The 11,900-nt window shown below is 60.9% G+C and carries 10 protein-coding genes and 2 pseudogenes; 6 read left to right on the forward strand and 6 right to left on the reverse strand.

Annotation, left to right across the window (positions count from 1 at the left end; translation table 11 throughout):
- Positions 1–132 (reverse strand): annotated as a pseudogene (locus tag ACRXB1_RS18500) (acyl-CoA dehydrogenase); the annotation flags it as partial.
- Here ACRXB1_RS18500 and ACRXB1_RS18505 point away from each other — a divergent pair.
- The 6 genes and pseudogenes from ACRXB1_RS18505 to ACRXB1_RS18530 form a co-directional block, all read left to right on the forward strand.
- Positions 125–958: pseudogene (locus ACRXB1_RS18505) on the forward strand (c-type cytochrome); the annotation flags it as partial. The pseudogenes ACRXB1_RS18500 and ACRXB1_RS18505 sit on opposite strands and share 8 nt — an antisense overlap.
- Complete coding sequence (locus ACRXB1_RS18510) at positions 948–1,427, forward strand: MarR family winged helix-turn-helix transcriptional regulator (protein WP_449492807.1); 480 nt, start codon at positions 948–950, stop codon at positions 1,425–1,427. The pseudogene ACRXB1_RS18505 and the gene ACRXB1_RS18510, both read left to right, overlap by 11 nt.
- Before the next feature lie 389 nt (positions 1,428–1,816).
- On the forward strand, positions 1,817–3,739 hold the full coding sequence (locus ACRXB1_RS18515; protein ID WP_449492808.1) for an ABC transporter permease: 1,923 nt from the start codon (positions 1,817–1,819) through the stop codon (positions 3,737–3,739).
- Positions 3,736–4,524 (forward strand): ABC transporter ATP-binding protein, encoded by a 789-nt coding sequence (locus ACRXB1_RS18520; RefSeq protein ID WP_449492809.1) that lies wholly within the window; start codon positions 3,736–3,738, stop codon positions 4,522–4,524. The genes ACRXB1_RS18515 and ACRXB1_RS18520 overlap by 4 nt, the downstream gene beginning before the upstream one ends.
- Positions 4,521–5,231 carry an ABC transporter ATP-binding protein gene (locus tag ACRXB1_RS18525; protein WP_075360208.1) on the forward strand — a complete coding sequence of 237 codons (711 nt, stop codon included), beginning with the start codon at positions 4,521–4,523 and terminating at the stop codon, positions 5,229–5,231. The genes ACRXB1_RS18520 and ACRXB1_RS18525 overlap by 4 nt, the downstream gene beginning before the upstream one ends.
- Before the next feature lie 53 nt (positions 5,232–5,284).
- The gene (locus ACRXB1_RS18530) at positions 5,285–6,505 is read left to right on the forward strand and encodes an ABC transporter substrate-binding protein (protein ID WP_062001067.1); all 1,221 of its coding nucleotides are present in this window, start codon (positions 5,285–5,287) and stop codon (positions 6,503–6,505) included.
- Positions 6,506–6,590: 85 nt separating this feature from the next.
- Here ACRXB1_RS18530 and ACRXB1_RS18535 read toward each other — a convergent pair whose 3' ends face one another.
- The 5 genes from ACRXB1_RS18535 to metE form a co-directional block, all read right to left on the reverse strand.
- Positions 6,591–6,767 carry a hypothetical protein gene (locus ACRXB1_RS18535; RefSeq protein ID WP_155524263.1) on the reverse strand — a complete coding sequence of 59 codons (177 nt, stop codon included), beginning with the start codon at positions 6,765–6,767 and terminating at the stop codon, positions 6,591–6,593.
- Between the two features lie 159 nt (positions 6,768–6,926).
- Entirely contained in the window at positions 6,927–8,117 is a 1,191-nt protein-coding gene (gene solA, locus ACRXB1_RS18540) for an N-methyl-L-tryptophan oxidase (protein ID WP_449492810.1), read from the reverse strand.
- Between the two features lie 11 nt (positions 8,118–8,128).
- Complete coding sequence (locus ACRXB1_RS18545; protein WP_449492811.1) at positions 8,129–8,935, reverse strand: hypothetical protein; 807 nt, start codon at positions 8,933–8,935, stop codon at positions 8,129–8,131.
- 83 nt (positions 8,936–9,018) lie between these two features.
- A complete protein-coding gene (cobF, locus tag ACRXB1_RS18550) occupies positions 9,019–9,792 on the reverse strand; it encodes a precorrin-6A synthase (deacetylating) (RefSeq protein WP_449492812.1) in 774 nt (257 codons plus the stop codon).
- Positions 9,793–9,903: 111 nt separating this feature from the next.
- A partial coding sequence (gene metE, locus ACRXB1_RS18555; RefSeq protein ID WP_449492813.1) for a 5-methyltetrahydropteroyltriglutamate--homocysteine S-methyltransferase occupies positions 9,904–11,900 on the reverse strand: 1,997 nt, incomplete at its 5' end.

The raw sequence follows: 11,900 nt of genomic DNA on the forward strand, positions 1-11,900 counted from the left end.
CGAAAGCAATTGCGCCTGCAGGCGCGCGTAGAGCGCGGGTTCCTTTTGCAGCACCGGGATGCTCGCGAACGTCATGGTCAGTGGACACAACGATCCGCTTTCGAGTTGCGCGTGGAGAAAATATCCGCCGCAAACGCGCTTGCCGTTCCCGTTGAACCAGCGCGCGCTGGTCGCGGGCTGGAATGCGTTGTACCTGAAGCAGGGTGAATTCAAGCCGGACCCCACGCGTTCGGCGCAATGGAACCGCGGGCAATATCTCGTCGATGGCGCCGGCCACTGCAGCGCATGCCATTCGCCGCGCAACGCACTCGGCGCGGAAAAAGGCGGACGCTTGTACATGACGGGCGGCAGCGCGGAGGGCTGGGTTGCACCTTCGCTGGTCGGCAACTCGAAAGCGCCCGTCAAGTGGACCGAACAGGCGCTCTACGATTACCTGAAGACCGGTTTTTCGCACGAGCACGGTGTCGCCGCCGGACCGATGGCGCCGGTCGTCGCGAGTTTGTCGACACTGCCCGAAGCCGACGTCCGTGCGATGGCGCATTACGTGGCGTCGTTATCGGCTACGGCGGAAGTCGCGAAACCGGTGGCAGTCGCGCAAGCCAAACCGGACGCCATCACCCTGCAAGCTCTCGACAGCGGCCGCCGTATTTTCGATGGCGCGTGCGCCGTATGCCATGCGGCGACCGGCGGTGTCGGCAACTTCGGTGTGCGACCGTTGCTGGCGCTCAATACAAGTGTGAGCGAAGCTACGCCCGACAACTTGCTGAAGGTCATTCAGAACGGCATCGACGCCCCCGCCACCGATGCGCTCGGCTACATGCCCGGCTTCAGGGACTCCTTCGATGACCGGCAGATGGCCGACCTCGTAACGTATATCCGCGCCACTTTCGCGCCGAACGAAGCGCCGTGGAAGGACCTGCAGCAGGTGTCGGCGCGGGTGCGCAAACATGCGCATTGACCCTCCGATGCGTTCCTCCGATACCTTGCAACCTCCCTTGCCCCAATATGAAGTATCGGAGCAGATCGGGCATCTGCTGCGCAAGGCTTATCAGCGGCATCTGTTCATCTTCGGGCGAAGTATCGACGACCCGCAACTGACCGCCGTGCAGTTTGCCGTGTTGAGCGCGAGCCGTAAGCTCGGGCCATCGTCCATGAGCGACCTTGGCAAGGCGACCGCAATCGATGCGGCCACGGTACGCGGCATTATCGAACGTTTGAGGGCGCGCGATCTGATCGAGTTGCGCACCAATCGCGATGACCGGCGCAAGGTCACCGTGCAATTGACGCAGGCGGGCGAAGAACTGGTCGAGGGCGTAACGCCGGTTGCGCGGCGCATCAGTGAGCTGACCATGAGCGATCTCAACGACGCCGAACGCGTGGCCGTCTTGTATCTGCTGCGCAAACTGAGCGCGGTCGAGAGCGACTGATATCGCTGCAAGATCCATAAAACCACTGCGGGCAAAGCCACTGCTTCTTATAATTGCATCCTGTCCGCATGCCAGGCAGAGGTGGCTCGCGGCATTGCACCAATAGCGGGACCTTCGCACCGCAAAAGAGATTGTGGTGTGTACGCTGGGTTTTAAAGGTGCAATGCGGTGCGGTGCATTGCTTGCATGTCAGCGAACCGTCAGGCTTAAGGTCCTTCTGCATAGCGACAAAAGGCCAAAATACCTAGTACAAGTCACTAGCTGTAAAACAGGCATACTCATTGCATAGAAGACTAGAATTAGAGTGTGTACATGAGTTGATGAGTTGATCCAGCGCTGCGCAGGACAGGCGCCGTCTTCCTGATGAAAACCAAGCGATAGAGGCGTCGATGTTGTCGAACCTGGCTGTGCAACTCATCAACGGACTAGCGGATGCATGCGCCATGTTTCTGGTCGCGTCCGGTTTGTCGTTGATCTTCGGCGTGACGCGTATCGTCAATTTCGCGCATGGCTCGTTCTATATGCTTGGCGTCTACGTGGCCTACAGCATTGCGAGCCGCTTCGGTTCAACGGTCGCGGGCTTCTGGCTTTCGATGCTCGCCGCGGCTGTCGTCGTCGCCGTAATCGGCGCGCTCGTGGAGATGATCGTGCTCAGGCGCATTTATCAGGCGCCCGAGTTGTTCCACTTGCTTGCCACGTTCGCGCTGGTGCTGATCTTCCGCGATGCCGCGCTTTACATCTGGGGCCCCGAAGACCTGTTCGGCCCGCGCGCACCGTTGCTTGGCGGTGCGGTCAGTCTGCTCGGCCACTCGCTGCCGACGTATGACATCGCGCTGATCGTGATCGGTCCCATCGTGCTCGCGGTGCTGTGGTTCGGCCTGACGCGCACGCGTCTTGGCACGCTCGTGCGCGCGGCAACGAGCGACCGTGAGATGCTCGGCGCACTCGGCATCAATCAGGCGTGGCTTTTTACCGGCGTGTTTTTCATCGGCGCGTTTCTCGCGGGACTTGGCGGTGCGCTGCAAGTGCCGCGCATGTCGGCGAATCTTTCGCTGGATCTCGATACCATCGGCAACGCATTCGTGGTCGTGGTGGTGGGCGGCATGGGATCGATTCCCGGCGCCTTCGTGGCTGCGTTGCTGATCGCCGAGATCAAGGCGCTGTGTATCGGCATTGGCGATGTGACCATTGGCGGCGTGGTCTTTTCGCTTAGCAAATTCACGCTCGTGGCGGAGTTCGTGGTGATGGCGATCGTGCTGGTTGTGCGGCCCTGGGGACTGCTTGGTCGCGCGCAAACGGCCGTTCGCACGATGGCGTTCGCCGAAACACCACTGCGCCGCGCCGATTCGCGGCTCAAGATATTCGCCGGTATCGTCCTCGCGGTGCTGTTGCTCGCGCCGCTGTTGTCGGGCGTATTCCCGTACATGCCCGTGCTGCTGGTCGAGATCCTGATCGCCGTCTTGTTTGCGACGAGCCTGCATTTCATCATGGGACCGGGCGGCATGCACTCGTTCGGGCACGCTGCGTATTTCGGACTTGGCGCGTATGGCGCAGCACTGTTCCTGAAAGTCCTCAACTTGCCGATGGAAGCCGCCATTGTTCTCGGCCCCGTGCTTGCGGGCCTGGGCGCACTCGTGTTCGGATGGTTTTGCGTGCGTCTGTCGGGCGTCTATCTCGCCATGCTGACGCTCGCTTTTGCGCAGATCGTGTGGTCGGTCGTGTACCAGTGGGATGCGGTGACGGGCGGCAGCAACGGTATTCTCAACCTGTGGCCATCGGCGTGGCTGAGTTCGCCGATTGCGTATTACTACCTGACGTTGTTCTTTGCAGTCATCGGCGTGTGGATGCTCAGGCGCATGCTGTTCTCGCCGCTCGGCTATGCAATGCGTGCTTCGCGTGATTCGGTATTGCGCGCTGAAGCCATTGGTATCGATGTCAAGCGGATTCAATGGGTCGCGTTCATAATCGCATCGCTGTTTTGCGGGCTTGCCGGATCGTTGTACGCGTTCTCCAAGGGTTCCATCTCGCCGGAAGTGATCAGCGTGGGGCGCTCGGTCGATGGCCTCGTGATGGTCCTGCTCGGCGGCATACAGACGCTGGCCGGACCCATCGTTGGCGCAGCGGTGTTCACGTGGCTGCAGGATACCGTCGCGCGGCAGACCGACTACTGGCAAGCGTTGCTCGGCGGCGCGATCCTGGTGCTCGTGATTGCATTTCCGCAGGGTATCGTGGGCTTCGTCCAGCACAAGCTCGACTCACGCCGCAATGCCGATCACGGCGCCGCGCCGCAACCTGCCAAGGAGGCGCTATGACGTTGCTGCGGGTATCGAATCTGGCGAGATCGTTCGGTGGCCTCAAGGCGGTCGACGACGTCTCCTTCGACCTCGAAGCCGGACAACTGCTTGCGCTGATCGGTCCGAACGGTGCGGGCAAGTCGACGTGCTTCAACATGCTCAACGGCCAGTTGAAGCCAAGCTCGGGTTCGATCCTTTTCGATGGCCACGAGATCGCCGGCAGACGTCCACGCGATATCTGGCGCCTGGGCGTTGGCCGGACTTTTCAGATCGCGGCCACGTTCAACTCGATGACCGTCATCGAGAACGTCCAGATGGCGCTGGTCTCGCGCGATCACGAACTGTTCAACTGGTGGAAGCCTGCACCATCGCTACACGCCGACGAAGCCCTCGCGCTGCTCGAACAAGTCGGCATGGCGGCGCACGCGAAGCGCGCATGCGGCGTGCTCGCTTACGGCGATGTCAAGCGCGTCGAGCTCGCCATCGCACTTGCCAACAAGCCGAAACTGCTTTTGATGGACGAACCGACCGCAGGCATGGCGCCCAAGGAGCGCAACGACCTCATGGCGCTCACGAAGCAACTCGTGATCGACCACAAGCTCGGCGTGCTTTTCACCGAGCACAGCATGGACGTGGTGTTCGCTTACGCCGACAAACTCATCGTGCTCGCACGCGGAAAACTGATCGGCGAGGGGGATGCCGAGACCGTGCGCAACGATCCGCGTGTGCGCGAGGTGTACTTCGGCACGGGAAAATCGTTCATGCCGCGCGCATCGCTTGCCGAAGACGGAGTTGCTCGATGACGGCCATGCTGAAGGTCTCGGGCCTGAACGCGTTCTACGGCCGTGCGCAGATTCTCTACGACGTCGGTCTCGAAGTCGGCCGCGGCGAAGTGGTTGCGTTGATGGGCCGCAACGGCGCCGGCAAATCGACCACGATGAAAGCCCTCATGGGTATGCTTCCCACGCGGCGCGGCGCGATCGACTTTTGCGGCCAGGACATCTCCACGATGCCGCCATATCGCATCGCGCGTCTTGGCATGGGTTTCGTGCCGGAAGACCGCCGCGTGTTCGGCGATTTATCGGTGATGGAAAATCTCGATACCGGCCGTCAGCCGCCCCGCGAAAACGCACCGCGCTGGACGCCCGAAAAACTCTTCAAGCTGTTCCCGAATCTCGGCGAAATGCCGAACCGCCCCGGCAGCCAGATGAGCGGCGGCGAGCAGCAGATGTTGACGGTATCGCGTACGCTGATGGGCAACCCGTATCTCGTCCTGCTCGATGAACCTTCGGAAGGCGTGGCGCCGATCATCGTCGAGCAGATGGCGAACATGATTCTGGAGTTGAAGCGCGAAGGGCTTTCCATTCTTCTTTCCGAGCAGAACATGCACTTTGCCGAACTCGTCAGTGACCGCGCTTATGTGCTCGAAAAAGGCCAGATCCGGTTCAGCGGCACCATAGACGAACTCGCACGCGACGAAGCCGTGCGGCGGGCTTACTTGAGCGTATGACGCGTGAACGTATGAAGCGGTTTTTAATCAGCACCCATCTGGAGAGAACAACTATGACCACGCGTGTTGGATCGTTGCTGCGCCTGACCGTCCTGATGGTTACGCCGCTAGCCGCCGCCCTGGCGTCGACCGGCGCGGCTGCTGCCGACACCATCAAGATTGGCGAAATCAACAGCTACAAAGCGCAGCCGGCGTTCCTCGGGCCGTACAAGAACGGCTGGAACATGGCGCTGGATGAAGTCAACGCGGCAGGGGGTATCGACGGCAAGAAGCTCGAGGTCATCTCCCGCGACGACAACGGCAATCCGGGCGACACGGTTCGCGTCGCGCAGGAGCTCGTGACGGGCGAGCAGGTCTCGCTGCTGTTTGGCGGTTTCCTCTCGAACACGGGTCTGGCGCTCGCCGACTATGCGAAGCAGCGCAAGATTTTCTTCCTCGCCGCTGAACCGCTGACCGACAAGATCGTCTGGCAGGACGGCAACAAATACACGTACCGGCTGCGTCCATCGACTTATATGCAGGTCGCCATGCTCGTGCCCGAAGCCGCCAAGCTGCACAAGAAACGCTGGGCGGTCGTGTATCCGAACTACGAGTACGGACAGTCCGCAGTAGCCACGTTCAAGCGTTTGCTGAAGGCCGCGCAACCGGATGTGGAGTTTGTCGCCGATCAAGCCGCGCCGCTCGGCAAGCTCGACGCAGGCGCCGTGACGCAAGCCCTCGCCGATGCCAAACCCGACGCCATCTTCAACGTCGAGTTCGGCGCGGATCTCGGCAAGTTCGTGCGTGAAGGCAATACACGTGGTTTGTTCAAGGGCGTCTCGGTGGTGTCGCTGCTGACCGGCGAACCCGAATATATCGATCCGCTGGGCGCCGAGGCGCCGGTTGGCTGGATCGTGACGGGCTACCCGTGGTATTCCATCGATACCCCCGCGAACAAGAAGTTCGTCGCGGCGTACCAGGCGAAATATCACGACTATCCACGGGTCGGATCGGTGGTCGGATACTCGGCGCTGATGTCCATTGCCGATGGCTTGAAGAAAGCCAGGTCGACCGACTCCGAGAAGCTGGCGCAGGCGTTCAAGGGCTTGTCCGTCGATACACCTTTTGGCCCGATCTCGTATCGCGCGCAGGACAACCAGTCGACCATGGGCGCGTACGTGGGGACGACGGCGCTCAAGGACGGCAAGGGCGTGATGACGTCGTACCGGTATATCGATGGCGCGAGCGTCCAGCCATCGGATGCCGAAGTGGCGAAGATGCGGCCGGCGGATTGAGCTTTGGAGCTGTTGTCGTTTAAAAAGAAGCCGCGCCCGGGAACGAGCGCGGCTTTTTAGCTGGGCCTGACAGGAACCGAAACTTTCAGCCTTCGGAAGAAACGCGGCGCAAATTCTCCGTTGTCTGTGCCGCCGGCGGCGTTGCCTCGGCGGGCTTGCGCCTGGCGGGCGGCTTCGACTTGATGCTGGCCCCATGCACGAACAACACGACCAGCAGTGCAGCCATCGCCCACACAGACACGACCCACATCAACGTGCTCATTTCATCCCCGAACCGATTGGTATCTTTACGTTGCCGCAACGACTGGCATGGATGAATTGTGAGGCTCCCGCCGGCAAAGCAATTCCCCGATAAGCGCGGCATTCTACGGCTATTTCACTGAAGAATGACAGCTACGAATTGGAGGATGGCTGCGTAAAATTACCGCACGTTAAAACGGCTCACCGAAAACGCCGAGAGATCGACATCGCTTCGTCCCGTGAGGGTCCGCTGCGCAAGCGCCTCGCCGATACCCGCCGAGTGCTTGAAGCCGTGCCCTGAGCACGCGGAAACCACGGTCACATCGGCGAGCGTGGGGTGGTCGTCGATGATGAAACCATAGTCGGGCGTGACCGTGTAGGTACAAACGGCGGCTTTGACCAGCTCCGGCGTCACGCCCGCAAAATTCTCCGAGACGTGGGACCAGACCATTTGCGCAACCTCCGCGTCCGAGACATTGCGATCGAGTGTATCGATGGAATCCAAACCTACGTACTGCTCCGTTGCGATCTTCATGCTTCCTTCGCCGGGAACGGGCGGAAAGCCGTAGCAAATATCCGTTTCCAGTGGACCGTGCGAAAGGATGAAGGTCGGTGACATTTCTGGAAATATCGATGGTTCTTCGAGCCTGAACCAGAACAGTGTTTGCCTGCAGACCGTCAGCAACGCGCCGAACGGTTCACCCAGCAAATTTGCCGACCACATTCCGGCGCACACAATGACCTTGCTGGCCGCGAGCGTCCGATCGCCGGTTCTGACGCGCACCACGCCGTCGTCAGATTCAATCGATGAAACCGTCGTGCCGGTGATCACCGTCGCGCCCAGTTTGCGTGATGCGTTCAGTTGCGCCGCAATGCAACGCTCCGGGCGAACATAACCGCCTTCGGGTTCGAAGTAACCGGTTGCGTCGTCGCGAACCGGTCCGAACTGGGGAAACCGGGTGCGGATTTGCGAGGCGTTCAGGATCTCGTGCGCAATGCCGTAACGGCGCGCAAGTTCAATGGTGTGTCCCGTGAAATCTTCCGCGCCATGGTGACGTGCGGGCGCTTCGCTCGACGTCATCACAAGCACGCCGCATTGCTCGAAGAGCGCTTCGCCGCTGTCTGCTTCGAGCTCGCGCCAGATTGCGTGCGAGCGGTGCACAAACGGAATGTAAGCGGCGCCTTCGCCAACCGCCAGGCGGGTGATGCGTGTGTCGCCGTGACTCGAGCCCTGGTCGTGCGGCGGCGCGAACCGGTCGATGCCGACAACGTCGGCGCCCGCTTTGGCGAGTTGGTAAAGCGTTGCGGCGCCCATGGCGCCCAGTCCTACAACCACGACATCGCACCGCAGTTCCTGCTGCATTCGGTTCATTGCACCGCCTGTCATGATGGCTTCGTGTCCTCTTTTGCCGGATCGATGGCGGGCGCAAAGCGGCCTTGCTCCGCGATCAGTTGATCGTCCGTGGTTGCAACGACCCAGAGCCGCGCGTGCTCCGCGAGATGCCGGTTGTGATCCTTCAGCGGTCCCATTGCGCTCGCAGCTTTCCAGACGACCGGACCGACACGGCTGCTCCTGCCTGACGGCGCGCCGACCAGCAGAGCGTACGGTCCAAGCGGGAGGGAAACAAACGGTTGCGCCGGCCTGGCACGCACCCGCCAGTCGATGAACGGCGTCTCGCTGATCAGGAGCGGTGCGGGCAAGCCGTAGAGCACGCTGAAATCGTACAGCGCGAGTTGCGCACGCATGCCGGCGTAGCTGCGACGAATGTCTTCGACAACGGCTGCGCGGATCTCGTCGTCGAACATCGCTTCTTGCGCGTACCGGGCGAGCGATTCGTGAGCTTCCCGTTGGTACGCGCTGAAGATGCCAAGCTCCACGCAGTCCTGCACCGCCCGTTGAACGTCGGCAACAGAACCGGCTTCCGCCGGTGTGCCCACTTGCGCCGCTCGCAAAAAGCGGGCAAGTCCCGCTTCCTGGATCACCGGGCCGTCCGCGGCGGCGTTGTCCGGAGCGTCTTTGTCGAGTGGGACGTAGATGTATTTCTCGGCGGCAAAATGCGATTTCTTGCCTTCATCGAACTTGATGGCGCCGTCGGTGCAATCGAGATAGCGAGTCCCGATTCGACCATGCTCCCAGACCCAATTCTTCAGGAACGGACGCAGCGGGTGCAGTCTTTCGTGATCGGTCATTGAACCCTCCAGATGCGCCAGTATAGTTCGGGCTCGCCATGGTTCGTTCGTTGTTCATCCGCTATACGTTCGCTTGTGGTTCGCTATCTGTCAGTGACACTTCGATTTCTTCGCATCAGATAAATGTCCATGATCCAGCCGTTCGCGTTGCGCGCCTCGGCGCGAACGCGCTCGATATCGCCCATGACGTCTTTCACTTTTCCGGAGATGAGGATTTCATCGGGCGTTCCTACATACGCGCCCCAATAGATATCGATGTCCTGATCCGCGAAACGTTTGTACGCGTTTTCGGCATCCAGCATGACAACGACGGTATCGACATTGTCCGGGAAACCTTCCGCAATCAGCCGGCCGGTCGTGATCTGGATCGATCCCCCAATGCGGTTCAACGGGATCTTGTGCTGCGCGGCGAGCGCCTGCACGCTGGTGATGCCGGGGATCACTTCATATTCGATCTCGTGACCGCCTTTCCTGATGATCGAATCGATGATCCGGATCGTGCTGTCGTACAGCGCCGGATCACCCCACGTCAGGAACGCGCCGCACTCGTCGTCCGCCATCTCGTCTGAAATGAGCCGTTCAAATACGGCCTGCTTGTCGTCGTTGAGATCTTCCACGCTCCCGCGATAATCGGCGACATTGCGCTCCCGCTCCGGGCTCGTCCCCTCGGCGAACCGGTAATCGTTTCCCTTGATGAAACGCCGGCAGATCTCCCGCCGCAATGCAATCAGTTTTTGCTTGGCGGCGCCCTTGTCCATCACGAAGAAGACGTCCACTTCGTTGAGCGCGTTGACCGCCTGAATAGTCACATAGTCGGGGTTGCCCGCACCAATACCAATGATCAGAATTCGCTTCATCACCGCCTCGTTCAAGGATTTGGTGACACGATACATTGTCTCGATGCAGCGATGCATCCGTGAACGGGAAAATCCCGGGACCAGCCCGGGATAGAGTGCACAGCGTGCTTGTCAGATGGAAGCGCGCAGCGTCCTGGCAGCCGCCACCATGTTGGTCAGCGCCGGAATGACTTCTTCCCATTGACGCGTCTTCAGGCCGCAATCCGGATTCACCCACAGGCGTTGCGCCGGAATGCGTTCGGCTGCTTTCCTCATCAATTGCACGATGTGCTCTTGCGTCGGAATGTTCGGCGAGTGAATGTCGTACACGCCCGGTCCGATCTGGTTCGGGTAGTTGAAGTGATCGAACGCGTCGAGCAACTCCATGTCTGAACGCGAAGTCTCGATGGTGATCACGTCAGCGTCCATGTCGGCAATCGAAGCGATGATGTCGTTGAACTCCGAATAACACATATGCGTGTGGATCTGCGTCTCGTCGTCCACGCCGTTCGCCGCGATGCGAAACGATTCCACCGCCCAGGCGAGGTATGCGTTCCACTGCGATTTGCGCAGCGGCAGGCCTTCGCGCAATGCGGCTTCATCGATCTGGATCACATGCACGCCGGCCTTTTCGAGGTCGAGCATCTCTTCACGGATGGCGAGCGCGAGCTGGTAGCACGAGACGGAGCGCGGCTGGTCGTCGCGCACGAAGGACCAGTTCAGGATCGTGACGGGGCCGGTGAGCATGCCTTTCATCGGCTTGGCTGTCAGCGACTGCGCGTATTTGATCCATTCGACGGTCATGGCCTTCGGGCGGCTGATGTCGCCGAAGAGGACAGGCGGCTTCACGCAACGCGAACCATACGACTGCACCCAGCCAAACTGGCTGATGGCGTAGCCATCGAGCTGTTCGCCGAAGTATTCCACCATGTCGTTACGCTCGGCTTCGCCGTGGACCAGCACGTCGAGCCCCAGCGCTTCCTGTTCGTGCACGCTGCGCTCGATCTCGGCGCGCATCGCGGCCTTGTAGCCGGCGTCGTCGAGCGCACCGCTCCTGAACTGGCTGCGCGCATGGCGGATGGCGCCGGTCTGCGGGAACGAGCCGATGGTCGTCGTCGGATACGCCGGCAGTTTCAGCAAGGCAGCCTGCTTGCTCGCGCGTGCCGCATAGACATTTTTGCGCTGGCCCAGCTCCGGATTGATCTTCGCGAGGGCGGCCTTGACCACCGGGTTGTTCACGCGCGGCGATGCGCGTCGCTCGGCGATGGCGGCGCTGTTTGCAGCCAGTTCGGTCTTGACGGCGTCGCGGCCTTGATTCAACGCGGTGGCGAGCAGCTTGAGTTCGCCGAGTTTCTGCAGCGCAAACGCAAGCCATGAGCGGACTTCTGTATCGAGCTTCTGCTCGCTGTCGAGATCGACCGGCACGTGCAGCAACGAGCAGGAAGGCGCGATCCAGAGGCGCTTCCCGAGCTTCTTCGCAACGGGTTCGAGCCAGTCGAGCACGCTCGCCAGATCCGTCTTCCAGATATTGCGGCCGTTGATCACGCCGAGCGACAATACGCGGTCTTGCGGCAATTGAGCGATGACTGCATCGACTTCGGCGCGGGCGTTGATTGCATCGAGGTGCAGGCCGTGCACCGGCAGTTTGCAAGCCAGCGCCAGATTGCCGAGCAACGGGCCAAAGTACGTCGCGAGCAACAGCTTGACCCTGCTGTTCGCAAGCGCCTGATAGGCCGTGACGTACGCCTGTTGCCAGTCGGCGGACAGCTCGGTCACGAGGATGGGTTCATCGATCTGGACCCATTCCACGCCTTCTGCGGCCAGCGTGGTCAACAGTTCCGCGTACACCGGCAGCAGGCGCGGCAGCAGGGCCAGCTTGTTGGAGTCGTCCTTGGCCTTGCCAAGCGCCAGATACGTCACCGGGCCGATGATCACCAGTTTCGCCTTGACGCCCTGCGCCTTGGCCTCAGCCAGTTGTTCGAGCAGACGTGACGGATCGAGTGTGAACTCCGTGCCCGCGCTGAATTCGGGAACGATGAAGTGATAATTGGTATCGAACCATTTGGTCATCTCGCCGGCAGCAACGCCGCCGCAGCACGCGCTGTGGTCCTCGGCGCCCGCGGCTGAAA

Source organism: Caballeronia sp. M23-90 (assembly GCF_053574605.1).